Source organism: Pseudomonas morbosilactucae, assembly GCF_023241715.1.
Taxonomy (GTDB): domain Bacteria; phylum Pseudomonadota; class Gammaproteobacteria; order Pseudomonadales; family Pseudomonadaceae; genus Aquipseudomonas; species Aquipseudomonas morbosilactucae.
The window spans coordinates 14,352-41,183 of sequence record NZ_JALQCW010000048.1; the positions used below are offsets into that span (position 1 = coordinate 14,352).

General features: G+C 61.5%; 27 protein-coding genes and 1 pseudogene. 26 read left to right on the top strand and 2 right to left on the bottom strand.

Features of this window, described 5'->3' with window-relative positions; genetic code table 11:
• Window positions 1–14: 14 nt before the first annotated feature.
• From M1B34_RS18545 to M1B34_RS18585, 9 genes and pseudogenes are all read left to right on the top strand, one after another.
• Window positions 15–200, top strand: coding sequence for a Trm112 family protein (locus tag M1B34_RS18545; protein WP_003442540.1), 186 nt, complete (start codon window positions 15–17; stop codon window positions 198–200).
• Window positions 197–961, top strand: coding sequence for a 3-deoxy-manno-octulosonate cytidylyltransferase (gene kdsB, locus M1B34_RS18550; protein ID WP_123330330.1), 765 nt, complete (start codon window positions 197–199; stop codon window positions 959–961). Before M1B34_RS18545 ends, kdsB begins: the two co-directional genes overlap by 4 nt.
• Complete coding sequence (locus M1B34_RS18555) at window positions 961–1,425, top strand: low molecular weight protein-tyrosine-phosphatase (protein WP_123330332.1); 465 nt, start codon at window positions 961–963, stop codon at window positions 1,423–1,425. The genes kdsB and M1B34_RS18555 overlap by 1 nt, the downstream gene beginning before the upstream one ends.
• Window positions 1,422–2,441 (top strand): UDP-N-acetylmuramate dehydrogenase, encoded by a 1,020-nt coding sequence (gene murB, locus M1B34_RS18560; protein ID WP_268263736.1) that lies wholly within the window; start codon window positions 1,422–1,424, stop codon window positions 2,439–2,441. The genes M1B34_RS18555 and murB overlap by 4 nt, the downstream gene beginning before the upstream one ends.
• 246 nt (window positions 2,442–2,687) lie before the next feature.
• On the top strand, window positions 2,688–3,158 hold the full coding sequence (locus M1B34_RS18565) for a (2Fe-2S)-binding protein (protein ID WP_123330336.1): 471 nt from the start codon (window positions 2,688–2,690) through the stop codon (window positions 3,156–3,158).
• Window positions 3,155–5,473 (top strand): xanthine dehydrogenase family protein molybdopterin-binding subunit, encoded by a 2,319-nt coding sequence (locus M1B34_RS18570; protein WP_268263738.1) that lies wholly within the window; start codon window positions 3,155–3,157, stop codon window positions 5,471–5,473. Before M1B34_RS18565 ends, M1B34_RS18570 begins: the two co-directional genes overlap by 4 nt.
• Window positions 5,473–5,667, top strand: a pseudogene (locus M1B34_RS18575) (XdhC family protein); the annotation flags it as partial. The gene M1B34_RS18570 and the pseudogene M1B34_RS18575, both read left to right, overlap by 1 nt.
• Window positions 5,668–5,963: 296 nt before the next feature.
• Window positions 5,964–6,455, top strand: coding sequence for an XdhC family protein (locus tag M1B34_RS18580; protein ID WP_268265928.1), 492 nt, complete (start codon window positions 5,964–5,966; stop codon window positions 6,453–6,455).
• Window positions 6,455–7,039, top strand: coding sequence for a nucleotidyltransferase family protein (locus M1B34_RS18585; RefSeq protein WP_268265911.1), 585 nt, complete (start codon window positions 6,455–6,457; stop codon window positions 7,037–7,039). The genes M1B34_RS18580 and M1B34_RS18585 overlap by 1 nt, the downstream gene beginning before the upstream one ends.
• 93 nt (window positions 7,040–7,132) lie before the next feature.
• On the opposite strand, the gene rne is transcribed toward M1B34_RS18585, so the two are convergent.
• Window positions 7,133–10,351, bottom strand: coding sequence for a ribonuclease E (rne, locus tag M1B34_RS18590; protein ID WP_268265912.1), 3,219 nt, complete (start codon window positions 10,349–10,351; stop codon window positions 7,133–7,135).
• Window positions 10,352–11,066: 715 nt separating this feature from the next.
• Between rne and rluC the strand changes: the two genes are divergently transcribed.
• Genes rluC through sppA form a run of 3 tightly spaced genes read left to right on the top strand, consistent with a single transcriptional unit; the run spans window position 11,067 to window position 13,686 of the window.
• Complete coding sequence (gene rluC / locus M1B34_RS18595) at window positions 11,067–12,023, top strand: 23S rRNA pseudouridine(955/2504/2580) synthase RluC (RefSeq protein WP_123330346.1); 957 nt, start codon at window positions 11,067–11,069, stop codon at window positions 12,021–12,023.
• Complete coding sequence (locus M1B34_RS18600) at window positions 12,013–12,675, top strand: HAD-IA family hydrolase (RefSeq protein WP_123330348.1); 663 nt, start codon at window positions 12,013–12,015, stop codon at window positions 12,673–12,675. Before rluC ends, M1B34_RS18600 begins: the two co-directional genes overlap by 11 nt.
• A 21-nt stretch (window positions 12,676–12,696) precedes the next feature.
• Window positions 12,697–13,686 (top strand): signal peptide peptidase SppA, encoded by a 990-nt coding sequence (gene sppA, locus M1B34_RS18605; RefSeq protein ID WP_268265913.1) that lies wholly within the window; start codon window positions 12,697–12,699, stop codon window positions 13,684–13,686.
• Window positions 13,687–13,755: 69 nt separating this feature from the next.
• On the opposite strand, the gene M1B34_RS18610 is transcribed toward sppA, so the two are convergent.
• Window positions 13,756–14,334, bottom strand: coding sequence for a Maf family protein (locus M1B34_RS18610; protein ID WP_268265914.1), 579 nt, complete (start codon window positions 14,332–14,334; stop codon window positions 13,756–13,758).
• Window positions 14,335–14,438: 104 nt separating this feature from the next.
• Here M1B34_RS18610 and M1B34_RS18615 point away from each other — a divergent pair, with 104 nt between their 5' ends.
• The 14 genes from M1B34_RS18615 to M1B34_RS18680 all read left to right on the top strand — a co-directional run bounded on the left by M1B34_RS18615 (window position 14,439) and on the right by M1B34_RS18680 (window position 26,800).
• Window positions 14,439–14,969, top strand: coding sequence for a YceD family protein (locus M1B34_RS18615; protein WP_123330354.1), 531 nt, complete (start codon window positions 14,439–14,441; stop codon window positions 14,967–14,969).
• A gap of 13 nt (window positions 14,970–14,982) precedes the next feature.
• Entirely contained in the window at window positions 14,983–15,165 is a 183-nt protein-coding gene (rpmF, locus tag M1B34_RS18620; RefSeq protein WP_003179396.1) for a 50S ribosomal protein L32, read from the top strand.
• 4 nt (window positions 15,166–15,169) lie between these two features.
• Window positions 15,170–16,180, top strand: coding sequence for a phosphate acyltransferase PlsX (gene plsX, locus M1B34_RS18625; RefSeq protein WP_268265915.1), 1,011 nt, complete (start codon window positions 15,170–15,172; stop codon window positions 16,178–16,180).
• 126 nt (window positions 16,181–16,306) lie between these two features.
• Window positions 16,307–17,245, top strand: coding sequence for an ACP S-malonyltransferase (gene fabD, locus M1B34_RS18630; RefSeq protein ID WP_123330358.1), 939 nt, complete (start codon window positions 16,307–16,309; stop codon window positions 17,243–17,245).
• A 16-nt stretch (window positions 17,246–17,261) separates the two neighbouring features.
• Window positions 17,262–18,002: a 3-oxoacyl-ACP reductase FabG gene (gene fabG / locus M1B34_RS18635; protein ID WP_268263745.1), complete on the top strand. Its 741-nt coding sequence runs from the start codon at window positions 17,262–17,264 to the stop codon at window positions 18,000–18,002.
• Window positions 18,003–18,198: 196 nt separating this feature from the next.
• The gene (acpP, locus tag M1B34_RS18640) at window positions 18,199–18,435 is read left to right on the top strand and encodes an acyl carrier protein (RefSeq protein WP_003175607.1); all 237 of its coding nucleotides are present in this window, start codon (window positions 18,199–18,201) and stop codon (window positions 18,433–18,435) included.
• Between the two features lie 110 nt (window positions 18,436–18,545).
• Entirely contained in the window at window positions 18,546–19,790 is a 1,245-nt protein-coding gene (gene fabF / locus M1B34_RS18645) for a beta-ketoacyl-ACP synthase II (RefSeq protein ID WP_123330362.1), read from the top strand.
• On the top strand, window positions 19,790–20,605 hold the full coding sequence (gene pabC, locus M1B34_RS18650; RefSeq protein ID WP_268265916.1) for an aminodeoxychorismate lyase: 816 nt from the start codon (window positions 19,790–19,792) through the stop codon (window positions 20,603–20,605). The genes fabF and pabC overlap by 1 nt, the downstream gene beginning before the upstream one ends.
• Before the next feature lie 3 nt (window positions 20,606–20,608).
• Window positions 20,609–21,760 carry an endolytic transglycosylase MltG gene (gene mltG / locus M1B34_RS18655; protein WP_268265917.1) on the top strand — a complete coding sequence of 384 codons (1,152 nt, stop codon included), beginning with the start codon at window positions 20,609–20,611 and terminating at the stop codon, window positions 21,758–21,760.
• 19 nt (window positions 21,761–21,779) lie between these two features.
• Window positions 21,780–22,412: a dTMP kinase gene (gene tmk / locus M1B34_RS18660; RefSeq protein WP_268263747.1), complete on the top strand. Its 633-nt coding sequence runs from the start codon at window positions 21,780–21,782 to the stop codon at window positions 22,410–22,412.
• Window positions 22,405–23,391 (top strand): DNA polymerase III subunit delta', encoded by a 987-nt coding sequence (locus tag M1B34_RS18665; protein WP_123330370.1) that lies wholly within the window; start codon window positions 22,405–22,407, stop codon window positions 23,389–23,391. Before tmk ends, M1B34_RS18665 begins: the two co-directional genes overlap by 8 nt.
• 85 nt (window positions 23,392–23,476) lie before the next feature.
• Window positions 23,477–24,268, top strand: coding sequence for a TatD family hydrolase (locus M1B34_RS18670; protein ID WP_123330372.1), 792 nt, complete (start codon window positions 23,477–23,479; stop codon window positions 24,266–24,268).
• 786 nt (window positions 24,269–25,054) lie between these two features.
• Window positions 25,055–25,693 (top strand): TetR/AcrR family transcriptional regulator, encoded by a 639-nt coding sequence (locus tag M1B34_RS18675; RefSeq protein ID WP_123330374.1) that lies wholly within the window; start codon window positions 25,055–25,057, stop codon window positions 25,691–25,693.
• Window positions 25,694–25,831: 138 nt separating this feature from the next.
• Window positions 25,832–26,800, top strand: a complete 969-nt coding sequence (locus M1B34_RS18680; RefSeq protein WP_268265918.1) for a GTP 3',8-cyclase MoaA — start codon at window positions 25,832–25,834, stop codon at window positions 26,798–26,800.
• The last annotated feature ends 32 nt before the right edge of the window (window positions 26,801–26,832 follow it).

Below are 26,832 nucleotides of genomic sequence, written 5' to 3' on the forward strand. Positions count from 1 at the left end.
TCCAGGGAGTTCTCATGGACACCAAGTTGCTCGATATCCTCGCCTGCCCGGTCTGCAAAGGCCCGCTCAAACTCAGTGCCGACAAAACCGAACTGATCAGCAAGGGTGCAGGTCTGGCCTATCCGATTCGTGACGGCATTCCCGTGATGCTGGAAACCGAAGCCCGCACCCTCAGCACCGATGAGCGCCTGGATAAATGACCACCGCCTTTACCGTTGTCATCCCGTCGCGTTTCGCCTCGACCCGCCTGCCGGGCAAGCCGCTGCAACAGATCGCCGGCAAGCCGATGATCCAGTGGGTCTGGGAACAGGCCAGCAAGAGCAGTGCCGAGCGGGTGGTGGTTGCCACGGATGATGCGCGCATCGTCGAGGCCTGCAAGGGTTTTGGCGCCGAAGTGGTGCTGACCCGTGAAGACCACAACTCCGGTACCGATCGCCTGGCGGAAGTGGCGAGCCAACTGGGCTTGGCGGCGGACGCCATTGTGGTCAACGTGCAGGGCGACGAGCCTTTGATCCCGCCGGCGGTGATCGACCAAGTGGCTGCCAACCTGGCGGCCCACCCCGAGGCACGGATGGCGACCCTGGCCGAGCCGATCGAGGATCTGGACACCCTGTTCAATCCCAACGTGGTCAAGGTGGTCAGTGACCTCAACGGCCTGGCCCTGACCTTCAGCCGCGCCACCTTGCCCTGGGCGCGGGACGCGTTCGCCAAGAGCCGTGAGCAACTGCCGGCCGGCGTGCCTTATCGCCGCCATATCGGCATCTATGCCTACCGCGCCGGCTTCCTGCATGACTTTGTCAGCTGGGGCCCGTGCTGGTTGGAAAACACCGAATCCCTCGAGCAATTGCGCGCGCTCTGGCACGGTGTGCGGATCCACGTCGCCGATGCCCTGGAAGCGCCGCCGGCCGGTGTCGACACCGCTGAAGACCTCGAGCGCGTTCGTCGTCTGCTGGAGGCCTGATGCGCGTATTGTTCGTTTGCCTGGGCAATATCTGCCGTTCTCCTTCGGCCGAGGGCGTGCTGCGACACAAGCTGCACGAGGCCGGCCTGGGCGACCAGGTCGAGGTTGCCTCCGCGGGGACCGGCGACTGGCACATCGGCAAGGCGCCTGATGCCCGCAGCCAGCGTGCGGCGCTGCGGCGCGGCTACGACTTGTCGGCCCAGCGGGCGCAACAGGTCAGCCGCGACGACTTCGCCCGATACGACCTGATCTTCGCCATGGACCACAGCAACCTGAGCCACCTTAAAGCGTTGCAACCGGCTCAGGGCAAGGCCGAGCTGGACTTGTTCCTGCGGCGCTTTGATGCACCTCTGGAGGAAGTGCCGGACCCGTATTACGACGGTGAGCAGGGCTTCGAACAGGTGCTGGACCTGCTTGAGCAGGCGTGCGACCGGCTGGTGATCGAATTGAAGGGGCGGCTATGACCTTGCAGTTGCAGTCGCAGGTTTCGCTGAAACCCTTCAATACCTTTGGCGTCGAGGTGAAGGCCCAGTGGTTTGCAGAGGCCCACAGCGATGACGATGTGCGCGAGGCGCTGGCGTATTCGGCCCAGCACTCGTTGCCATTGCTGGTGATCGGGGGGGGCAGCAACCTGCTGCTGACGGCCGATATTCCGGCCCTGGTCTTGCGCATGGCCACCCGAGGCATTCGCTTGCTCAGCGACAACGGTGAGCAGGTGGTGGTCGAGGCACAAGCCGGTGAAGCCTGGCACCCTTTTGTCCAATGGACCCTGGAGCAGGGGCTTTCCGGCCTGGAGAACCTCAGCCTCATCCCCGGTACGGTCGGCGCTGCCCCGATGCAGAACATCGGCGCTTACGGCGTAGAGATCAAGGACGTGTTCGCCGGCCTGACCGCCCTCGATCGCCAGACCGGCGAGTTGCGGGAGTTCAGCCTGGCGGACTGCGAGTTCGCTTACCGCGACAGCCTGTTCAAGCAGCAAGCCGGGCGCTGGCTGATCCTGCGGGTGCGTTTCGCCCTCAATCGCGCTGCCCATCTGCACCTGGACTACGGTCCGGTGCGTCAGCGCCTGACCGAGCAAGGCATCGAGCAACCGACACCGCTCGATGTCAGCCGGGCGATTTGTGCCATTCGCAGTGAAAAACTCCCCGATCCCGCGGTGCTGGGCAACGCCGGCAGCTTCTTCAAGAACCCGCTGGTGCCCGCGTCGCTGGCGGCGCAGATCAAACAGACCCATCCAGGCCTGGTGGCTTATCCACAGGCCGATGGCCAAGTGAAACTGGCGGCGGGGTGGTTGATCGAGCAGGCAGGGTGGAAGGGCTTTCGCGAGGCCGACGCCGGTGTGCATCGCCTGCAATCCCTAGTGTTGGTGAATTATGGCGCGGCCACAGGCCTGCAGTTGCTGCACCTGGCGCAACGGATTCAGCAGGACATCGCCGAGCGCTTCAATGTGCAACTGGAGATGGAACCCAATCGTTATTGATCGGCACTTCTTGAGCTAAGCTCAAAGCCTCACGCCAAAGCCTTGCAGGGGTCATGCCTTGCAAGGCTTTTTTGTTCATCGGCGCTTAACTTAGCTAGCTAACAATGCAAGTATTTACCCCCACAAAGGCCCGGTGAAGCCCAGCTTCACAAGAGAGCCCATTAGCCTGAGTCGATCTGCTCCAAACCGTCGCATTGCGCCGCAGATTGCTCGACCCCATAACCCAAGACCTATGCGGGCGTGCCCATGATTACCCTGAAACTCAATGGCCAAGATCATCAACTGGATGTCACCGAGGACATGCCCCTGCTGTGGGCCATTCGCGACGTGGCGGGCTACAACGGCACCAAGTTCGGCTGCGGCATGGGCCTGTGCGGTGCCTGCACCATCCATATCGACGGCGCCCCGGCGCGCAGCTGCATCACCCCGATCGGCTCGGTGATCGGGCAGAACGTCAGCACCATCGACAACCTGCACACCGATTCGGTGGGCCAGGTGGTCCAGCAGGCTTGGCTGGATACGGCGGTGGCCCAGTGCGGTTATTGCCAGGGCGGGCAGATCATGTCCGCCACGGCCTTGCTCAAGGTTCATCCCAACCCCAGCGACGAACAGATTGAAGAGGCGATGGTCGGCAACATCTGCCGCTGTGGCACTTACAACCGTATCAAGACGGCGATTCGCCAGGCCGCCACCCATCTGCAGGAGGCCAAGGCATGAACCGCACAGCCAACGATTTTGCCCTGAGCAACCTCAGTCGCCGTGGCTTTCTCAAGGGCGTCGGGGCCACCGGGGCCTTGGTGCTGGCGGCCAGCTGGGGATGGCAGGAAGCTTTTGCCGAAGAGAAAAAGTTTGGTGCCGAAGGCATGCCCCACGGTTGGATCGATGACCCCAAGGTCTACGTCAGCATTGCCGTCGATGGCAGCGTGACGGTGATTTGCAATCGGTCGGAAATGGGCCAGGGCGTGCGCACCAGCCTGAGCATGGTGGTGGCCGATGAGCTGGAAGCCGACTGGGCGCTGGTGAAGGTCAAGCAGGCGCCGGGCGATGAAGTGCGCTTCGGTAACCAGGACACCGACGGTTCGCGCAGCATGCGCCATTGGTTCGAGCCGATGCGCCGCTGTGGCGCTGCGGCGCGGAGCATGCTGGAGCAGGCCGCTGCCGACCAGTGGAAGGTGCCGGTGGCTGAGTGCCGGGCGCAGTTGCACAAAGTGTTGCACCAGCCCAGCGGTCGCGAATTGGGTTACGGCGCCCTGGCCCTGGCTGCCGGCGCCCTGGCCGTGCCAGCCCGTGACAGCCTGCGCCTGAAGGCGCCAGCCGAGTTCCGCTACATCGGTAAGGAGGCAGTGCGCGCCATCGACGGTGAAGACATCGTCAAGGGCGCCGCAGTGTACGGCGCCGATGTGCATTTTGACGGCATGTTGTTCGCCGCCGTGGCCCGGCCACGAGTCTACGGCGGTACGGTCAAGTCCTTCGATGGCAGCGCGGCATTGAAAGTCCCTGGGGTGATCAAGGTGCTGGCGATCGAAAGCCGTCCGGTGCCCTCGGAGTTCCAGCCCCTGGGGGGCGTGGCGGTGGTTGCCAGCAACACTTGGGCGGCGATCAAGGGGCGCGAGGCGCTGAAGATCGAGTGGGAAGATGGCGCTAACGCTTCCTACAACTCCATCGCCTACCGCGAGGAGCTGGAGGCCGCGGCCCGCAAGCCAGGCAAGGTGGTGCGCAATACCGGCAGTATCGACGAGGCCTTGAGCACGGCCGACAGCAGCCTGGAAGCCTCCTATTACCTGCCACACCTGGCGCAGTCGCCCATGGAGCCGATGGTGGCCGTGGCGCGTTTTCATGAGGGCCAGTGCGAGGCCTGGGCACCGAGCCAGGCGCCCCAGGTGACCCGTGAGCGGATCGCCGAGCGTCTGGGGATCGGCTTCGACAAGGTCACGGTCAATGTCACCCTGCTGGGCGGCGGCTTTGGGCGCAAATCCAAGCCGGACTTCGTTTTGGAAGCGGCGATCCTGGCCAAGGAGTTCCCAGGCAAGGCGGTGCGGGTGCAATGGACCCGGGAAGACGATATCCACAACTCGTATTTTCACACCGTGTCGGCGGAGTACCTCAAGGCCGGCCTCAATCAGGACGGCATGCCTTCAGGCTGGCTGCACCGAACCGTGGCGCCGAGCATCACTGCGCTGTTCGCCCCGGGCATGAACCACGAAGCGGCATTCGAGTTGGGCATGGGGTTCACCAACATGCCCTATGCGATTCCCAATGTGCGACTGGAAAACCCTGAAGCCACGGTGCACACCCGGGTCGGCTGGTACCGCTCGGTGTCGAACATACCCCACGGTTTTGCGATCCAGAGTTTTGTCGATGAACTGGCCCACAAAGCCGGCCAGGACCCGCTGAAGTATCAGCTCAAGCTGTTGGGGCCGGATCGGCAGATCGACCCGCGGACCCTCAGTGAGGAATGGAACTACGGCGAATCCCCGGAGCGTTACCCCATTGACACGGCGCGCCTGCGAACGGTGCTGGAAACCGCGGCCAAGGCGGCAGGCTGGGGACGCACGCTCGCCAAAGGTCGGGGCCTGGGGTTGGCAGTGCACTACAGCTTTGTGACCTACGTGGCGGCGGTGATCGAGGTGGAGGTCAAGGACGACGGCACGCTGATTGTGCACAAGGCCGATATCGCCGTGGACTGCGGGCCGCAGATCAATCCCGAGCGCATCCGTTCGCAGTTTGAAGGGGCGTGCGTCATGGGGTTGGGGAATGCGGTGCTGGGGGAAATCAGCTTCAAGGACGGCAAGGTCCAGCAGGACAACTTCCATATGTATGAAGTGGCGCGCATGTCCCTGGCGCCCAAGCAGGTTGCCGTGCACCTGGTGACGCCGCCGGGCGAGGTGCCCCTGGGCGGCGTCGGCGAACCGGGCGTGCCACCGATTGCGCCGGCCCTGTGCAACGCGATCTTCGCCGCCACCGGCAAGCGCATCCGCAATCTTCCGGTGCGCTACCAGTTGCAGGGCTGGCAGCAGGGTGCGAAGGCCTGATGGACAGCGTCGACTTGAATGTCCTGCGCAGCGTGCTGGAGTGGCGCCGCGCAGGATGGCCGGTGCTGCTTTACAGCGTGGTCCAGACCTGGGGCAGTGCACCGCGTCCACCGGGGGCCATGCTGGCCTTGCGCGGCGATGGGGTGGTGATGGGTTCGGTGTCCGGCGGTTGCATCGAGGACGATTTGATCACCCGCTTGCACGACGGTCGACTGGCTGAGACGGGGCCGCCCGTGCAATTGCTGACCTATGGCGTGACCCGTGATGAGGCGGCGCGGTTTGGCCTGCCTTGTGGCGGGACACTGCGCCTCACCGAGGAGCGGGTGGGTGACCCGGCCTGGGTCGCGGAGTTGCTGGCTCGCTGTGAAGCCCATGAGCTCGTTGCCCGGGAGCTGGTTCTGGCCACCGGCGCGGTCACCTTGAGCGGCGCCGGCAAGGGGGATGCGCTGAGTTTTGATGGCGAGCACTTGCGGGCCATTTATGGCCCGCGCTGGCGCCTGCTGCTGATCGGTGCCGGCCAGTTGTCGCGTTATGTGGCGCAAATGGCGCGGATGCTGGATTTCGAGGTGCTGATCTGCGACCCCCGCGAGGAGTTCGTCTATGGCTGGGAAGAGCAGCAGGGTCGTTTTGTGCCGGCATGCCCGATGAAGCGGTGCTGGCTATTCAAACCGATGAGCGCACGGCAATCATCGCTCTGACCCACGATCCGCGTCTGGATGACATGGCGTTGCTCACGGCGCTGACCTCCAGGGCCTTTTACGTCGGCGCCCTAGGCTCGCGGGTGAATAGCCAGAAGCGTCGTGAGAACCTCGCGGCCCTGGGCCTGCCCGCCGAGGCCATCGGGCGTTTGCACGGGCCTATTGGCTTGCATATTGGCAGCCATACCCCGGCGGAGATTGCCTTGTCGTTGATGGCGGAAATCGTCGCCATCAAGAACGGCGTGGCGGCGGTGCAGAAGAAGCCATTGTCGGAGGAGGCGTAATGCCGGTCACGGCGATTGTCCTGGCGGCAGGGCAGGGCAGTCGTTTTCGCGCAGTGGCCGATCAGGACAAGCTATTGGCGCCTTGCGTGGGGCGTGATGGCGTGACGCGTAAGGTGATTGAGCAGGTGCTAGTGAGCTTGCCGGCCAGTATTCAGCCGCGTTGGGTTGTGACGACGCCGGACCGGACCGAGCTCATTCGGCTGGCTGGGGTTTATGGCTGTGAGGTGTTGCTGCTGCAGTCGGCGGGCATGGGCGACAGCATTGCCGCTGCAGTCACTGCCTGTGCTGACGCCCATGGCTGGCTGGTGCTGCTGGGGGATATGCCGTTTATCTTGCCGTCGAGTATTGAGCAGGTCGTTAATGAGTTGGCAGCGGATGGCATCAGCGTTCCGGTGCATAGAGGGCAGTTCGGTCATCCCGTGGGGTTTGGCAGTTCCTTCGGGCCTGCCTTGATGGCGCTGAGCGGTGATCGCGGGGCAAAGCCTTTGTTTGCCGAGGCACCGGTGCGGGAGGTGTGGGTGGATGATCCCGGTGTGTTGTGGGATGTGGACGTGCCGGAACGACTGGATTTCAAACACAGCTAGCAGGCTAGCCTGTGTCGACCATGTTGTTCGAATGTTGGGCATAAAAAAGCCCCGCCTGATCGCTCAGGCGGGGCTTTTTAGTAGCCGTTGGAATCAGACGAGGGGTTTAGGCTCGTGTTCTTCCTGGGCTTTGGCCGGCTGTTCAACCTGTTCCTCAACGATGCGCGGGGCTTCTTCGAGGGGCAGAGCGGTCTGCTCGGCAACGGGTTGAGCTTCTGGAGCCGGAGCGGCCTCAGCGACTTCAACTGCCGGAGCGGGCTCGGCGACTACGGGTGCTTCAACCGGAGCAGCAGCGGCGGCCAATTCGGCTTCCTTCTGCAGGCGCTCTTCTTCACGCTTGCGGCGACGCACTTCGCGTGGGTCGTTCGGCGCGCGGCCGTTGCTGGTCAGGGCAATGGCCGGTGCGGCCTCCACAACCGGAGCGGGTGCTTCTTCGACCACGGCAGGTGCTGCAACCGGAGCAGGCTCGGCGATCACCACTGGTTCGACGATAGCCACGGCTTCAGCAGCAGGCGCTGCTTCGGCAACAGGGGCTTCAACGACAATGGCTTCGGCTACGCGTTCGAAGGCGCTAGGTGCTTCCTCGGCGGGCTCGGGAGCTTTCTCCACAACCGGTGCTTCAACCACTGGCTCGGCAACGATGACCGGCTCAGGCTCGGCGACCACGGCAGGTTCTGCAGCCACTTCAACCTGAGGCTGTTGCTCTTGAACCGCTGCAACCTCGACGGCTGGAACAACCGGGGCTTCAACTGGGGTCGTCGCTTCAACCACCGGTGCTTCAGGGGCTTGTTCGGCCACTGCGGCGGTAGCGCGCTCAGCCTGTTGCTGGGCTTCAGCTTCGGCTGGAGCGCTGATCACGCTGCTGGCAACGGCTTCGGTGACGGCCAGGCCGGCAGCCAGGTCGGCGTTGCTTGGCTCTTCGCCATTCTCTTCCGAGCCTTCGATCACGTTGCCGTTGGCGTCACGTTGACGCTCGCGACGGTTGCTGCGACGACGCTGGCCACGGGAGCGACGACGTGGACGATCGCCTTCGGCGTTGTCCTGGCCATCTTCCTGCAGTTGCTCTTCGTTGCTCAGCAGTTCTTCTTCGCTGGTGGCCGCAGCCTGTTCGGCACGTGGTTGACGCTCTTCACGTGGCGGACGCGGTTGACGCTCTTCGCGCGGCTGGCGTGCTGGACGCTCCTCGGCGGTGACACCCACTGCAGCTGCTGCAACGGCCGGGGCGGCATCCAGGGGTTCGCGCAGTTCACGAACCCGCTCTTCACGCTCGCCACGTGGCTTGCGATCTTCCCGCGGGGCGCGAGGCTGGCGTTCTTCACGAGGTGCGCGGGGTGCGCGCTCTTCACGAGCAACACCTTGGACTTCTTCACGGGCTTCACGCACTTCACGAGGCTGACGCTCTTCCCGTGGGGCGCGTTCTTCGCGTGGTGCACGCTCTTCACGCGGAGCACGTTCTTCACGAGGCTTGCGCTCTTCATCGCGGCGACCGTTACGGTTGCGGCTCTGCTGGCGACCGTTGCGACGCTCTTCGTTGCTGCGCGCTGGGCGTTCGGTAACAGGCTTCTCGACCACGACCGGAGCCGCTGGCTCTTCCTTGGTGGCGAACAGGCTCACCAGGGATTTCACCAGGCCTTTGAACAGGCTTGGTTCTGCAACGACGGGCGCAGGAGCGGCGACTGGTGCGACGACTTCGGTAGGGACCGGAGCGTTGGCGCGGGCAGGTGCGGTCTTCACCGCGGCTTCCTGGCGAACCAGGGTGCGGGTGGCGGCAGCCGGTTGCACGTCTTCGACTTCAGCGGCTGCTGCAGCGATTTCGTAGCTGGACTGGTTGGTGTTGGCTTCCGGGCTGTCATCGCGCAGGCGCTGAACTTCGAAATGCGGGGTTTCGAGGTGATCGTTCGGCAGAATGACGATGCGTGCACGGGTGCGCAGTTCGATCTTGGTGATCGAGTTGCGTTTTTCGTTGAGCAGGAAGGCGGCAACCGGGATCGGCACTTGGGCACGAACTTCGGCAGTGCGGTCTTTCAGGGCTTCTTCTTCGATCAGGCGCAGGATCGCCAGGGACAGCGATTCAACGTCACGGATGATGCCGGTGCCGTTGCAACGCGGGCAGACGATGCCGCTGCTTTCGCCCAGGGATGGACGCAGGCGCTGACGGGACATTTCCAGCAGGCCGAAGCGCGAGATGCGACCGACTTGCACGCGAGCACGGTCGGCTTCCAGGCATTCGCGGACTTTCTCTTCCACGGCGCGCTGGTTCTTGGCAGGGGTCATGTCGATGAAGTCGATGACGATCAGGCCGCCGATGTCGCGCAGGCGCAACTGACGGGCGATTTCTTCGGCGGCTTCAAGGTTGGTCTGCAGGGCGGTTTCTTCGATGTCGCTGCCTTTGGTGGCGCGCGCCGAGTTGATGTCGATGGACACCAGGGCTTCGGTCGGATCGATGACGATGGAGCCGCCGGAAGGCAGTTCGACCACGCGCTGGAAGGCGGTCTCGATCTGGCTTTCGATCTGGAAACGGTTGAACAGCGGAACGCTGTCTTCGTACAGCTTGATCTTGCTGGCGTACTGCGGCATCACCTGGCGGATGAAGGTCAGGGCTTCGTCCTGGGCTTCAACGCTGTCGATCAACACTTCGCCGATGTCCTGGCGCAGGTAATCGCGGATCGCGCGGATGATCACGTTGCTTTCCTGGTAGATCAGGAATGGCGCGGAGCGATCCAGCGAAGCTTCTTTGATGGCGGTCCAGAGTTGCAGCAGGTAATCGAGGTCCCACTGCATTTCTTCGCTGCTGCGGCCCAGGCCGGCAGTGCGCACGATCAGGCCCATGTCGGCAGGTGCAACCAGGCCGTTCAGTGCTTCACGCAGTTCGTTGCGCTCTTCACCTTCGATGCGACGGGAGATGCCGCCGGCACGCGGGTTGTTCGGCATCAGCACCAGGTAACGACCGGCCAGGCTGATGAACGTGGTCAGGGCTGCGCCCTTGTTGCCGCGTTCTTCTTTCTCGACCTGGACGATGACTTCCTGGCCTTCGCTCAGGACGTCCTTGATGTTCACGCGGCCTTCGGGGGCTTTCTTGAAGTATTCGCGGGAGATTTCTTTGAGGGGCAGGAAGCCGTGGCGCTCAGAGCCGAAATCGACAAAGGCAGCCTCAAGGCTTGGTTCGATACGAGTGATTCGGCCTTTATAGATGTTGGCCTTCTTCTGCTCGCGTGCACCGGACTCAATGTCCAGGTCGTAGAGGCGCTGGCCGTCTACCAGTGCAACACGCAACTCTTCGGGTTGAGTTGCGTTAATCAGCATTCTTTTCATGTAGTACCGTCGGTTTCCGGGCTGCCGGAAACGGCGTTCGGCACACACGACTTCTCACGGTCGGTGTCAGGTGCGTCAGGAGTGGTTGACCACTCGAGTGTCTAGCGAGGTTCGACCAAAAATGGGTACGAAGTCGCGACTCACGCGTCCTGCTTGCTGTGGTGACATAAAGGTCACCGCTTAAGCAAAAGTCTGTCAGGAGGAGGAATCGACCGGCGACTGTGGACGAGATGAAGCGTCTTGATAAAGCCTAATGCTACACAGTCCGACGGTTGTGCATCTCCACCCTACACGTATCCCTGATAATTCGGGTGCTGCCGCGCGCAGAATCCGCAGCGGGTTGGCATTTACCGTGAGCTCCGAAAGGGGAGGTCACGCATCATGGCTAAAGGCGTTGTTTCCGTAACCTTCGCTCGGGGTCGTTTGTCGCTGACTGCACTTTGTGAACTGGCCGTTAATCGCTGCGTAAGAGGCGAGTGATAACTCTGCTTATTACGGGTTTCAGGCCTTATGTCACCTGCGCTTGTTACAACGCCGAACTCTTCCGTTAGGTAGCAAAAGTTGCGTAGGACGGCCTCGCGTCCTTATGAATTGCGTTGGTCAGGGCCGGCAATTTGCCGCTGATCCGCTGGCCAGCCGCTTTTGGCGGCGTTCGCGACTATAGCAGCAATCATTAAGTGCTTCAAATCCATAAAAAATTGTTATCATTCGCGCCATGACGACTACTGCCCCCTCGACCCCAGGCGTCCAACTGCTTGAGGTCTCGCCGGAATATGCCGGCCAACGTATTGATAATTTCCTTCTCGCTCGGCTCAAGGGCGTGCCCAAGACTTTGATTTATCGCATTTTGCGCAAAGGCGAAGTGCGGGTGAACAAAGGTCGGATCAAGCCTGAGTACAAGCTGCAGGCGGGCGACATTGTGCGCGTGCCGCCGGTGCGCGTGCCTGAGCGCGACGAGCCTGTGCCTTTGGCCCAAGGGCTGCTGCAGCGCCTGGAAGCCTCGATCGTCTTCGAAGATAAAGCCCTGATTGTGATCAACAAGCCGGCCGGCATTGCCGTGCATGGCGGCAGCGGCTTGAACTTCGGTGTGATCGAAGCCTTTCGTCAGTTGCGCCCGGATGCCAAGGAATTGGAGTTGGTGCATCGCCTCGATCGCGATACGTCCGGCCTGCTGATGATTGCCAAGAAGCGCAGCATGTTGCGCCATTTGCACGCAGCCCTGCGTGGTGACGGCGTGGACAAGCGCTATATGGCGCTGGTGCGTGGCAACTGGGCGACCGCCATCAAGCAGGTGAGGGCGCCGTTGCTCAAGAGCAACCTGCGCTCCGGCGAGCGCATGGTCGAGGTCAATGAAGAGGGTAAGGAGGCCTTGACCCTGTTCAAGGTACTGCGCCGCTTCGGCGATTTCGCCACCATGGTCGAGGCCAAGCCGGTGACGGGGCGGACTCACCAGATTCGCGTGCACACCCTGCATGCCGGTCACTGCATTGCCGGTGACAGCAAGTATGGTGATGACGATTTCACCAAGGAAATTCGCGACCTGGGCGGCAAGCGCCTGTTTCTCCATGCCTACATGCTGACTGTGCCGCTGCCGGATGGTGGCGAGCTGAAGCTGCAAGCGCCTGTGGATGAGATGTGGGCCAAGACCGTGGAGCGCTTGAGTGCACCCTGATTACCAACTGCTGATCTTTGACTGGGACGGCACTCTGGCTGATTCCATTGGTCGGATCGTCCAGGCGATGCACGTGGCCAGTGATCAGTCGGGATTCCCGCGACGCGATGATGTTGCCGTGAAGGGCATTATCGGGTTGGGTTTGCCGGAGGCGATCCAGACCCTGTATCCGGACATCGACGATGCCCAGTTGATCGCCTTCCGCCAGCATTACGCCGATTGCTATATCGCCCTGGAGACTGAGCCTTCGCCGTTGTTCGAGGGCGTTGTGCAGTCCCTGGAGGCGTTTCGGCAGGAGGGGTATCGACTGGCTGTGGCGACCGGCAAGGCTCGGCGCGGGCTGGATCGAGTGTTGAAGTCTCACGGCTGGGAAGCATATTTCGATATCACCCGAGCGGCGGATGAAACCGCGAGCAAGCCTCACCCGTTGATGCTTGAGCAGATTCTTGCGCATTGCGGTGTGCGGCCTGAGCGGGCGCTGATGGTGGGGGATTCGTCCTTCGATCTGCAGATGGCGCGTAACGCCGGGATGGGTTCGGTGGCGGTCAGCTACGGCGCGCAATCCATTGAAGCGTTGCAGGCGTTTGAGCCACGCCTGTCGATCGATAGGTTTCCTGAGTTGCATGCCTGGCTCAGCCAGGGTGCCCAGTAAGTTTTAGCCGGGGAAGATGGCATGACTGATGAGTGGAAAGCACCAAGCAAGGCCAGCGCCGAAGGTGGCGATGACAAGAGCTGGAAGCTGTTGGAAAAAACCTTGCTGGCGGGGGTTCAAGAGCAGCGTCGCTCGCGGCGTTGGGGGATCTTTTTCAAGTTGCTGACCTTTGTTTATCTGTTTGGCGCCCTGTTGTTGTTCACCCCGCTGATGGACATGGAAAAAAGTGCGGGGCGCGGCGCCAGCTACACGGCTCTGATCGAGGTTACAGGGGTGATCGCCGATAAGGAGTCAGCCAGCGCGGACAATATTGTCGGCAGCCTGCGTACTGCGTTTGAGGACCCTAAGGTCAAGGCAGTGGTGTTGCGGATCAACAGTCCAGGCGGCAGTCCGGTGCAGTCCGGTTACGTTTATGACGAAATTCGGCGCCTGCGCGCGCTGCACAAAGACACCAAGGTCTATGCAGTAATTTCCGATCTCGGCGCCTCCGGTGCTTATTACATTGCCAGTGCGGCTGACGAGATCTACGCCGATAAGGCGAGTCTGGTGGGTTCCATTGGTGTGACAGCGGCCGGCTACGGCTTTGTCGGTACCATGGAGAAGCTGGGCGTGGAGCGGCGTACTTACACCTCGGGTGAGCACAAGTCTTTCCTTGATCCGTTCCAGCCGCAAAAGGCGGAAGAAACCCAGTTCTGGCAAGGCGTGCTGGATACCACTCATCGGCAGTTCATCGCCAGCGTCAAGCAGGGGCGTGGTGATCGGCTCAAAGACAAGGATCATCCGGAGCTGTTTTCCGGTTTGGTCTGGTCGGGTGAGCAGGCGCTGCAACTGGGCTTGATCGATGGCCTGGGCAGTGCCAGTTCGATCGCGCGGGATGTGGTCGGGGAAAAAGAGCTGGTGGACTTCACGGTCCAGGAGTCGCCTTTCGATCGCTTCTCGAAGAAGCTTGGCGCCAGTGTGGCTGAGCAGTTGGCGATGTGGATGGGGTTTCAGGGGCCTACCCTGCGTTAACTGCGTACTCCCCAAAAAAAGCCGGCCTGAGTGCCGGCTTTTTCATGGGCGATGTTCATGCCCTATGAATCAGGGGATCTGCACCCCTTCGGCCTGTAGCATGTCCACCAGGCGGATCAGCGGCAGGCCGATCAGGCTGGTGGCGTCCGGGCCTTCTGTGCTTTGAAACAGGCTCACGCCCAGGCCTTCGGCTTTGAAGCTGCCGGCGCAGTCGTAAGGCTGTTCTGTGCGCAGGTAGCGTTCGATGCGTGGGGCGTCCAGGTGGCGCATGTGCACGGTGAAGGGGATGCAGTCGACCTGGCATTCCCCGGTCTGGCTGTTGAGTAGGGCCAGGCCGGTGAGAAAGCTCACGCTGGCACCGCTGGCGGCCAGTAGTTGTTCCCGGGCGTTTTCGAAGGTGTGGGGCTTGCCGATGATGCGCCCATCGAGCACCGCGACCTGGTCGGAACCAATAATCAGGTGGTTCGGGTAGGCGGTGGCCAGGGCCTGGGCTTTTTCCCGGGCCAGGCGTTTGACCAGTTCAATTGCCGGCTCGCCGGGCTGGTGGCTTTCGTCGATGTCTGGCGAGCTGCAGCTGAATGGGAGTTGCAGGCGGGTCAGCAATTCGCGGCGATAGACCGAGCTTGAGGCGAGTAATAAAGGCAGCATGAGCGTCTCCTGGGGCGGTCGCAAATTCTAGCGGGGCTTGCAAGTGACGGACAGGGCTGAATTTCCTTTGACATGGCTGGGTGCATCCCTATAATGCTGCGCCTATGTTGAATGACCCGATTCCACCTCACGTTGACCCGCGCAAATTGGCTGACCGTGGCACCACCCTCAAAGGTGAGCTGCTGCTGGCCGATTTGGAGAGACTCTGCGACCCGCTTTCCGACGATGTCGGTACGGTGCAGGCTAAATTCGTTTTTGAGCGAGATGAACGTAAAGCTGTGGTAATCCACAGTTTTATCGACACCGAAGTCAAAATGGTTTGCCAGCGTTGTCTTGAGCTGGTCACCCTGCCGATCCACAGCGAGTGCAGTTATGCTGTGGTGAAGGAGGGTGCGAATACCCAGTCGTTGCCGAAAGGTTATGACGTGCTGGAACTGGGCGAAGATCCTTTGGATCTGCATGCACTGATCGAGGAGGAGCTTTTGCTCGCCTTGCCCATTGTGCCTGCTCATCATCCGGAAGAATGCCAGCAGCCGGCGGGCCTCGATGACGAGCCCGAACCGAGCGAGGACGAGGTAACGCGGTCCAACCCGTTCAGTGTATTGGCGCAGTTAAAGCGTGACCCAAACGTTTAGGAGTTAATCAATTATGGCTGTTCAGCAGAACAAAAAATCCCGCTCCGCCCGTGACATGCGTCGTTCCCACGACGCTCTCGAGGCTAGCACCCTGTCCGTAGAAAAGACCACCGGTGAAGTTCACCTGCGTCACCACGTATCGCCAGAAGGCGTATACCGTGGCCGTAAAGTGATCGACAAGGGCGCTGACGAGTAATCACTTGTCCGCTCAAGTCATCGCGATTGACGCAATGGGCGGGGACTTCGGTCCCCGCAGCATTGTTCAGGCCAGCCTCGCTTGCCTGTCTGCAACGCCCTCGCTGCACCTGACCCTCGTCGGTCAACCCTCCCTTTTAGAAGATCTGCTTTCCGGCCATTCGGCTGTGGATCGTTCGCGCCTGACTATTACTCCTGCGACACAAGTGATCACCATGGACGAGAAGCCTTCCCAGGCCCTGCGTGGCAAGCCTGACTCGTCGATGCGCGTGGGCCTCGAGCTGTTGCGCGAGGGCAAGGTCCAGGCCTGTGTCAGTGCCGGCAACACCGGTGCGTTGATGGCGCTGTCGCGCTACGTGCTCAAGACCCTTCCGGGGATCGATCGCCCGGCCATGGTGGCGGCCATTCCCACCCAGCGCGGCTATTGCCAACTGCTGGATCTGGGGGCGAACGTCGATTGCAGTGCCGAACACCTGTTCCAGTTTGCGGTGATGGGCTCGGTGGCCGCCGAAACCCTGGGGGTGGTGCGGCCGCGGGTGGCGCTGCTGAATATCGGCACCGAAGACATCAAGGGCAATCAGCAGGTCAAGCTGGCGGCCACTTTGCTGCAAAGCGCCCGGGGCCTGAACTACATCGGTTTTGTCGAAGGGGATGGTCTGTATCGCGGCGAGGCGGATGTGGTGGTGTGTGACGGCTTTGTCGGCAATATCCTGCTCAAATCCAGCGAGGGGCTGGCCACCATGATTGCTGCGCGGATCGAGGCGCTGTTCAAGCAGAATGCCTTGTCGCGCATGGTGGGTGCCCTGGCGTTGCCGTTGATGCGGCGCTTGCAGGCAGACCTAGCGCCGGCGCGGCACAACGGCGCGAGCTTTCTCGGGTTGCAGGGCATTGTGGTGAAAAGTCACGGTTCGGCGGGGGTGGAGGGCTTTCAGAGCGCGATTCAGCGTGCGTTGATCGAGATCCAGGAAAACCTCCCCGAGCGCCTGCACGGTCGTCTCGAAGACTTGTTGCTTTAGGCGTTTTCCCTTGGGAGTGCTTAAATGTGACCGCTCAGTTCAATTGGCCATCCAACTGTCAGTTTCTTGCGTCCACTTCTGTGGGACGTCAATTCTCCGACGACAAGATCATTAGGGGCTTGTTACATGTCTGCATCCCTCGCATTCGTCTTTCCAGGACAGGGCTCGCAGTCCCTCGGCATGTTGGCCGAGTTGGGCGCGCAGTACCCGTTGATCCTCGACACCTTCAAAGAAGCCTCCGATGCTCTGGGCTACGACCTCTGGGCGCTGACCCAGCAAGGTCCTGAAGAGCTGCTCAATCAAACCGACAAGACCCAGCCGGCCATCCTCACCGCCTCCATCGCCCTGTGGCGTCTGTGGTTGGCGGAAGGCGGCGCGCGTCCGGCCTTTGTGGCCGGTCACAGCCTGGGCGAGTACAGCGCCCTGGTCGCTGCTGGCAGCCTGACACTGGCTGAAGCCGTGAAGCTGGTCGAGCGTCGTGGCCAGTTGATGCAAGAAGCCGTGCCTGCGGGGCAGGGCGGCATGGCGGCGATTCTCGGCCTGGAAGACGCTGATGTATTGGCGGCCTGCGCTGAAGCGGCGCAAGGCGATGTGGTCAGCGCGGTCAATTTCAACTCCCCAGGCCAGGTGGTGATCGCCGGTGCCAAGGCGGCCGTCGAGCGCGCCATCGAAGGCTGCAAGGCCCGTGGCGCCAAGCGCGCCATGCCGCTGCCGGTCAGCGTGCCCTCCCACTGCGAGCTGATGCGCCCGGCTGCCGAGCGCTTCGCTGAATCGATCGCCGCGATCAACTGGCAAGCGCCGCAGATCCCGCTGGTGCAGAACGTCAGTGCTGCCGTGGCGCCTGACCTCGAGACCCTCAAGCGCGACCTGCTGGAGCAACTCTACAAGCCGGTACGTTGGGTGGAATCGGTTCAGACCCTGGCGGCCAACGGTGCTGTACAGCTGGTGGAATGCGGTCCTGGCAAGGTCCTGGCTGGCCTCAACAAGCGCTGCGCCGAAGGCGTATCGACCTCTAACCTGAATACCCCAGATGCCTTCGCTGCCGCCCGTGCGGCGCTGGCCTGAATTAGGAGAAGCCTGCATGAGTCTGCAAGGTAAAGTTGCACTGGTGACCGGCGCCAGCCGTGGTATTGGCCAGGCTATCGCCCTGGAGCTGGGGCGTTTGGGCGCCATTGTCGTGGGCACCGCGACGTCCGCGTCGGGCGCTGAGCGTATTGCCGCAACCCTGAAGGAAAACGGCATCCAAGGCACTGGTCTTGAGCTCAACGTCACCAGTGATGAGTCCGTTGCTGCCGTGCTGGCCAGCATCCAGGAGCAGTTCGGCGCGCCGGCGATCCTGGTGAACAACGCCGGCATCACCCGCGACAACCTGATGATGCGCATGAAAGACGACGAGTGGTACGACGTGGTCGATACCAACTTGAACAGTCTGTATCGCCTGTCCAAGGGCGTTTTGCGCGGCATGACCAAGGCGCGTTGGGGTCGAATTATCAGTATTGGCTCGGTAGTGGGTGCCATGGGCAACGCAGGCCAAGTAAACTACGCCGCCGCCAAGGCTGGTCTGGAAGGTTTCAGCCGTGCCCTGGCGCGTGAAGTCGGCTCGCGGTCGATCACTGTCAACTCGGTCACTCCTGGTTTTATCGATACCGATATGACCCGTGAACTGCCTGAGGCGCAGCGTGATGCCCTGCTGACACAAATTCCGCTGGGTCGTCTGGGTCAGGCTCAAGAGATCGCGCAAGTGGTCGCTTTTCTGGCTTCGGACGGTGCGGCCTACGTTACTGGGGCTACAATCCCGGTGAACGGCGGGATGTATATGTGAGTTAAATGTGACGGATTGCTTCAAAAAAATGTCATACGAGCTGTCTAAAATCCGTTATAAAGCTGCAATCTATTTATAGGCAGATGGCCAAAGGGTTTGAGGAGTGAAGCTTTCAGTTGAAAAGCTGAAAAGCCTTTCTATACACTTACCCACTGGCCAGCTGCCTGAATTTGTCCATTAGGAGTGAAAACAAGGTATGAGCACCATCGAAGAGCGCGTCAAGAAAATCGTTGCTGAGCAACTGGGCGTTAAAGAAGAAGAAGTTGTTAACACTGCTTCCTTCGTTGAAGACCTGGGTGCTGACTCCCTTGACACCGTTGAGCTGGTGATGGCTCTGGAAGAGGAATTCGAGACCGAAATCCCTGACGAAGAAGCTGAAAAAATCACTACCGTTCAAGCAGCTATCGACTACGTTACCAGCCACCAGGCTTAAGCGTTTGTAGTCGCCGTTTGCTGTTATGGAAAAACCGCACTGCCGTTACGGCGTGCGGTTTTTTCTTTAGGCCTGATGCAAAGTGTCGTCATTAGAAAAAGGAGAGTGCTGTGTCGCGTAGACGCGTCGTAGTCACCGGTATGGGTATGTTGTCGCCACTGGGTACGGATGTCCCGAGTAGCTGGCAGGGCATTCTGGCTGGCCATAGTGGCATTGGTCTGATTGAGCACACCGACCTTTCTGCCTATTCCACCCGTTTTGGCGGCTCGGTAAAGGGCTTCAATGTCGAGGAGTACCTGTCGGCCAAAGAGGCCCGCAAACTCGACCTGTTCATTCAATACGGCTTGGCGGCCGGTTTTCAGGCAGTGCGTAATGCCGGCCTGGAAGTCACCGATGCCAACCGTGAGCGCATTGGCGTGGCCATGGGTTCGGGTATTGGCGGTCTGACCAATATCGAAGAAACCAGCCGCACCCTGCATGATTCCGGCCCACGACGGATCTCTCCGTTCTTCGTGCCTGGCTCGATCATTAATATGATTTCCGGCTTCCTGTCCATCCATCTGGGTGCCCAGGGACCGAACTACGCCATTTCCACGGCGTGCACCACCGGTACCCACTGCATCGGCATGGCGGCGCGCAATATCGCCTTTGGCGAGGCGGATGTGATGATCGCCGGCGGCGCCGAAATGGCGGCCTGCGGTCTGGGCATGGGCGGCTTCGGTGCGTCCCGTGCACTGTCGACTCGCAACGACGAGCCGACCCGCGCCAGCCGACCTTGGGACAAGGGCCGTGACGGCTTCGTCCTGTCTGACGGTGCCGGTGCCCTGGTTCTCGAAGAGCTGGAGCACGCCAAGGCCCGTGGCGCGACCATCTATGCCGAGCTGATCGGTTTTGGCATGAGTGGCGATGCCTACCACATGACGTCGCCGCCCGCCGATGGCGCCGGTGCTGCTCGCTGCATCGCCAATGCCCTGCGCGACGCCAAGCTCAATGTCGACCAGGTGCAGTACATCAACGCCCACGGCACCTCGACGCCGGCTGGCGACCTGGCGGAAGCCGAAGCGATCAAGAGCGTGTTTGGCGATCACGCCTACAAGCTGGCGGTCAGCTCCACCAAGTCCATGACCGGTCACCTGCTGGGTGCTGCCGGGGCGATTGAAGCGATCTTCAGCGTGCTGGCGATCAACAGCCAGGTGGCGCCTCCGACCATTAACCTCGATGAGCCGGACGAAGGCTGCGACCTCGATTTTGTGCCGCACACCGCGCGCAGCATGGACATCGATGTGGTGCTGTCCAACTCCTTTGGTTTTGGCGGTACCAACGGCTCCCTGGTGTTCCGCCGGTTCGCTGAGTGATGCACAGCTGGGTCGACGGTCAGCCGGCTGACGCTTTATCGCTCAAGGACCGCGGCCTGGCTTATGGCGATGGGTTGTTTGAAACCATCGCCGTCAAGGCGGGGCAGCCCCGCTTGCTGGAGCGTCATCTGGCGCGTCTGGCCGAGGGTTGTTTACGCCTGGCAATCACGGCGGACCACGTGCTGATCCGCAGTGAGGTGCTGGCGTATGCCGAGGCCTTGGGGGAGGGCGTGCTCAAGCTCATCCTCACCCGTGGCGACGGCCTGCGCGGCTATGCACCCGACCCCCAGGCCCAGGCGCGGCGGATTCTGCAAGGCAATCCCCCGGCGGCCTATGCCCCGATCCACAGCGAGCAGGGCGTGCGGCTGTTTCCCTGTGCTACCCGTCTCTCCGAGCAGCCTTTGCTCGCGGGTCTCAAACACCTCAATCGCCTGGAGCAGGTCCTGGCCCGCGCCGAGTGGCGGGATGCCGAGCATGCCGAAGGCTTGATGCTGGATGCCTCCGGGCGGGTGATCGAAGGCGTATTCAGCAATCTGTTCCTGGTGCGTGACGGCTGTCTGGTGACCCCGGACCTGAGTCGATGTGGTGTGGCGGGGGTGATGCGCGCTGAAATATTGTTTCAGGCCGCGTCGCAGGGGATTGCCACGCAAGTGGCGGATATCCACGTCGATCAGCTGCAACAGGCCGATGAGGTGTTTGTGTGCAACAGCGTTTATGGCATCTGGCCGGTATTGGCCTGTGCAGGTATGAGCTGGTCGGCCGGACCGCTCACCCGTAAACTGCAGGCCATTTCCCGCGCGCTATTGGATGCTTGATTCGTGAGACGTAAATTTCTGCTTCTGCTGGAGACCGGACTGGTTCTGGCAGGGCTGCTGCTGGGCGCCGGCGCCTGGAAACTGCACTCGGCCTTGGAGCAACCGCTCAACTTGAGTCAGGAGCAACTGCTTGATGTGCCTACTGGCTCCACGCCCACCGGCACGTTCAATCGCCTGCAGGCCGACGGTGTGATCCGCGACGGCTTTTGGCTGCGCCTGTACTGGCGTTTCAACCTTGATGGCCAGCCCCTGCACAGTGGTGAATACCGCATGACCCCGGGCATGACTGCCGAAGGCCTGATCGGCCTCTGGCAGCGTGGCGAAGTGGTGCAGTACAGCCTGACCCTGGTGGAAGGCTGGAACTTTCGCCAAGTGCGCGCCGCCTTGGCCAAGCACGACAAGCTTGAACAGACCCTGACCGGCCTGAGCGACAGCCAGGTCATGGAAAAGCTCGGCCATGCTGGGGTCTTTCCCGAAGGCCGTTTCTTTCCCGACACTTACCGTTTCGTGCGGGGCATGAGCGACGCCGAGCTGCTCGAGAAAGCCTACGACCGCCTGGACGAGGTGCTGGCCAAGGAGTGGAGCAAACGCGCCGCCGATGTGCCCTACACCGAGCCTTACCAGGCGCTGATCATGGCGTCCCTGGTGGAGAAAGAGACCGGTGTGCCCCAAGAGCGGGGGCAGATTGCCGGGGTGTTTGTGCGCCGCATGCAGATTGGCATGTTGCTGCAAACCGATCCCACCGTTATTTATGGCCTGGGCGAACGCTACACCGGCAAGCTGACCCGTGCGCACCTCAAGGAAGCCACGCCTTACAACACTTATGTGATTGCCGGCTTGCCGCCGACGCCGATCGCCATGGTCGGGCGCGAAGCGATTCACGCGGCGCTCAACCCGGTGGATGGCAAGAGTCTGTATTTTGTCGCCCGTGGCGATGGCAGCCATGTGTTCTCTGATGACCTGGACGCCCATAACAGTGCCGTGCGCGAGTTTCAGCTCAAGCGCCGGGCCGACTACCGCTCCAGCCCTGCACCTGCGGCGGCTCCGGACGCGAGCAGCCCGGCGGCGGAGGCATCGACACCGCCCGTAACCCCAGAATCCGCACCAGCGCCGGGCGAGACTGCTCAGGAGCCCGCGCCGCAAAGCCCGCAATGAACATGATTAAGGACTGCCTGTGACTGGCTTGTTTATTACCCTGGAAGGCCCGGAAGGCGCTGGTAAAAGCACCAACCGCGAATACCTGGCCGAGCGTCTGCGCGCCGCCGGTATCGAGGTGCTGCTGACCCGTGAGCCGGGCGGCACGCCGCTGGCCGAGCGTATCCGCGAGGTATTGCTGACCCCCGGCGATGAAGTGATGAATGCCGATACTGAGCTGTTGCTGGTGTTTGCCGCTCGGGCTCAGCACCTGGCTGCGGTGATCCGTCCGGCGTTGGCCCGTGGCGCGGTGGTTCTGTGTGACCGTTTTACCGATTCCACCTACGCCTACCAGGGCGGTGGTCGTGGGTTGTCGGTGGAGCGCATTGCCACCCTGGAACGTTTTGTCCAGGGGGAGCTGCGCCCTGACCTGACCCTGGTCTTTGACCTGCCTGTGGAAATCGGCCTGGCCCGGGCCAGCGCGCGCGGTCGCCTGGACCGTTTCGAGCAGGAAGGCCGGGTGTTTTTCGAAGCGGTGCGCAACGCCTACCTGAAGCGCGCCGAAGCCGATCCGGCGCGTTATCAGTTGGTGGATGCGGCCCAGCCCCTGGCCCAGGTCCAGCAGGCCCTGGATGGCCTGTTGCCGCAGTTGCTGGAGCGCGCCCGTGGCTGAGGCCTTCCCCTGGCAAGACAGCCTCTGGCAGCAATTGGCGGGACGTGCCCAGCATGCCCATGCCTACCTGCTCCACGGGCCGGTGGGCATCGGCAAGCGCGCATTGGCCGAACGCTTGATGGCTCGTCTGTTGTGCCAGCGGCCTGAAGGGCTGGAAGCCTGCGGGCAGTGCAAATCCTGTCATCTGTTGCAGGCCGGCAGTCACCCGGACAACTACATCCTGGAGCCGGAAGAGGCGGACAAGGCGATCAAGGTCGATCAGGTCCGTGATCTGGTGAGCTTCGTGGTGCAGACCGCACAGCTGGGCGGACGCAAGGTGGTGCTCATCGAGCCGGTGGAGTCGATGAACATCAACGCTGCCAACGCCTTGCTCAAAAGTCTGGAAGAGCCCTCCGGCGATACGGTGCTGCTGTTGGTCAGCCATCAGCCCAGCCGTTTGTTGCCCACCATCAAGAGTCGTTGCGTGCAGCAGGCTTGTCCGTTGCCCAGCGAGGCTCTGAGCCTGCAATGGCTGGCAGGGGCGCTGCCCGAGTGCTCGGCCGAGGAGCGCGGCGAGTTGCTGACCCTTGCCGCCGGTTCGCCCCTGGCCGCCGTCAGCCTGCAAGCCCAAGGCGCGCGTGAGCAGCGGGCGCTGGTGGTGGATGGGGTGAAGAAGCTGCTCAAGCAGCAGCAATCTCCGACCCAGTTGGCCGAGAGCTGGAATGCCATCCCGTTGTTGCTGCTGTTTGACTGGTTTTGCGACTGGTCGAGCCTGATTCTGCGTTATCAGCTGACCGAGGACGAAGACGGCCTGGGCCTGACTGATATGCGCAAGGTGGTGCAGTACCTGGCGCAGAAGTCGAACCAGGGCAAAGTGCTGACGTTGCAGGACTGGATCCTGGCGCAGCGACAGAAAGTCCTGAGCAAGGCCAACCTCAACCGCGTGCTGCTATTGGAAGCGCTGCTGGTGCAGTGGGCGGCCTTGCCGACCCAGAAGTAATGCGTTGCGCCTGAGATCAGGCTTGTCGTGGGCTGTCGTGTTGGCGGCGGCCTTTTCACTCATTCGGATGCAGTTTTAGCCCCTTATGCTCGTAGATTCCCATTGCCACCTTGATCGCCTCGACCTTGCCGCCCACGACGGCTCCCTGGATGCCGCGCTGGAAGCGGCCCGGCAGCGTGGCGTCGGGCATTTCCTGTGCATTGGCGTCAGCGCCGACAACGCGGCAGACGTCAAGGCGCTGGCTGAGCGTTACGAGGATGTCGACTGCTCGGTGGGCGTGCACCCGCTGGATGTGCAACCCGGCGCCGAGCCGGCCCTGGACTGGCTGCTGCAGGAGCTGAACCACCCGCGAGTGGTGGCCATTGGCGAGACCGGGTTGGACTACCACTACGAACCCGAAGCCGCCGAGGTGCAGCAGGCCTCCTTCCGCTTGCACCTGCAGGCGGCGCAGCAAACCGGCAAACCGGTGATTGTCCACACACGCGGTGCTCGGGCGGATACCTTGGCCTTGTTGCGTGAAGCCGCGTTGCCCCAGGCCGGGGTGTTGCATTGCTTCACCGAAGACTGGGAGATGGCCAAGGCTGCGCTAGATTTGGGCTTCTATATTTCCTTGTCCGGGATCGTCACCTTCCGCAACGCCGATGCTTTGCGTGACGTGGCTCGCCAGGTACCGGCGGATCGCCTGCTGGTGGAAACCGACTCGCCGTACCTGGCACCCATTCCGTATCGCGGCAAACCCAACTTGCCGCAGTACGTGCGGGAAGTGGCGGAATACCTGGCGATGTTGCGCGGGCAACCCTATGAAGCCTTTGCCCAGCAGACCACGGAAAACTTCAAGCGCCTGTTCCCGTTGGCCCACGTCAAGAGTGCCGGATAAGCCCGGTAGCGAAGCCCAAATCGCGGGCAAAAAAAACCCGGGTTCTGGGGGGTGAATCCGGGTTAAGACCATTAGGAGTAAAACAAAGGCCCGCGGTCCATCGCTACCTTTATCAGCGCTTCACTTGGGGGAGATGTCGCGCTGACAGGTGAAGTATTGATCACTATCGCGTTGAGTCCAGTGGGTGTTGGTCGGTTTTTAAACAATTTTGGAATACGGGCGCTTCGGTTGAGTTCTCATTTCCGTTCAATAGCCGCCATAACCTGAACAATGGCAGCGATTCACAGGTTTTTGAGGGCGAACGCCAAGAGCTATTGGGGTTTTCTCCAGTCTTTCGCTCACAACCTGTTGCAGTTTGGTCGCTGCTTCTTCATGGCCCAAAGGCTTTCCTTCCTCATAAGTCGCTCCCCACTCTCCCAGGGTTGGGCGTTTCCCGTGGTTGATGAGCGGAATAGGGCGCCTTAAATACGATTGATTTTTGACTGGAATCGGTTTCTGCGTCGCTGTTGAGCAAGCAATGGTGTCGCGGGTTCATGATGTGTGGCTTCATCTGCACAGGGTCTGGATTCACCCTTGATAGCCCCTGAAAGTCCCGCTCAGTACCGGCTGCAAAGCCTTCGGCCGCGTAATCGCCCCGCTTGAAAGGACTCTTTCCAGGCAAATAGCGGTGGGGCGTGACCAGGCAAATTCATCCAGAAACACAGTGATGGTCGGATGATCCGTGCATTTTGGCGCAAGTTAGGCATAATACGCGGCTTCGATTTTGACCCCGACAGACCTTTTCTTATGCAAAAAGAACCCCGTAAGGTCCGTGAGTTTCGTCGCCGCGAGCAAGAAATTCTCGATACCGCGCTCAAGCTGTTCCTCGACCAAGGTGAAGACAGCGTCACCGTCGAGATGATCGCTGATGCCGTGGGTATCGGCAAAGGCACCATCTACAAGCACTTCAAGTCCAAGGCGGAGATCTACCTGCGCCTGATGCTCGACTATGAGCGCGACCTCAATGAGTTGCTGCACTCTGCCGACGTCGACAAGGACAAGGAGGCGCTGTCCCGGGCCTACTTCGAATTCCGCATGCGCGACCCACAGCGTTATCGGCTGTTCGACCGCCTGGAAGAGAAGGTGGTCAAGGGCAACCAGGTGCCGGAAATGGTCGAGGAACTGCACAAGATCCGTGCGTCCAACTTCGAGCGCCTGACCTTGTTGATCAAGGGCCGCATCAGCGAAGGCAAGCTTGAAGACGTACCGCCTTACTTCCACTACTGCGCGTCCTGGGCGCTGGTGCACGGCGCGGTGGCGCTGTACCACTCGCCATTCTGGAGCAATGTGCTGGAAGATCAGGAAGGCTTCTTCCAGTTCCTGATGGACATCGGCGTGCGCATGGGCAACAAGCGCAAGCGCGACCCGGAAATACCCAGCAGCTGATCCATTCAGTTGCTTTATTGCGCCGTGATTTACCTACATGGCGCAGTGCCCCAGGAATATACTCAGGCGTGGGACTTGCAAAAACCTGATTTGTGAGTCAAGTTTTTGCGGTCCTCTCTTCCTCCGCCGGAGTCATCCATGATCGTTGATCGTCAAGGCAGGCGTTTTCGCAATTTGCGCATCAGCCTGACCTCTGCCTGCAACTATGCGTGCACTTACTGCGTGCCTGACGGCAAGCGGCTGGTGGCGGCGCAGGATGAGCTTTCGGCCGACGCCATGGCCCGCGGCGTGGCTTATCTGATCGAAGCGGCCGGCATTGAGCGCCTGCGTATCACCGGCGGCGAACCCTTGGTCAGTCCCAAGTTGGAAACCTTTATGGGCGCTGTCGGGCAGATGGGCCTGGACGACATCAGCCTGACCACCAACGGCCAGTTGCTCACGCGCAAATTGCCGCTGTTGGTCGACGCCGGCATCCGCCGGATCAACGTTTCCCTGGATACCCTGGACGCTTCAGCGTTCCGCAGCATTGCCCGTGGTGGCGACTTGGCCACCGTACTCGACGGCATGCAGCGGGCCAGCGAGGCGGGGCTGAAGATCAAGGTCAATATGGTGCCCCTGCGCGGGCAGAACTTCGACCAGGTCCTGCCGCTGCTGGATTACTGCCTGGAGCGGGGCTATGAGCTGCGCTTTATCGAACTGATGCGCATGGGCCACCTGGCCAGTGATGGCAATGCCTTCCTGCAACAGTTCGTCAGCCTGCAGCAATTGCTCGGGTTGATTGGCGAGCGTTACGAATACCTTCAGGCCGATGCGCCGGTCGACGCCACGGCGGTGCGCTACCAGATTCCCGGACAGGGCTTTTTCGGTGTGATCGCCAACGAAAGCGTGCCGTTCTGCCGGACGTGCTCGCGCCTGCGCCTGTCCTCCACCGGTTGGCTCCATGGCTGCCTGTCCTCCAGTAACCGTCACTACGTCGGCGACCTGCTGGACAAGCCCCGTCACCAAGCCTTGCCGGCCCTGCAGCGCCTGTTGGTGAAAGCCTTGGGTGACAAGCAGGACGTGGCGTTCTCCGGCGGCGCCACGGTGATGAAAATCATCGGCGGCTGACCGGGCGTTATCCCCGCTGCGCCGATTCCCTG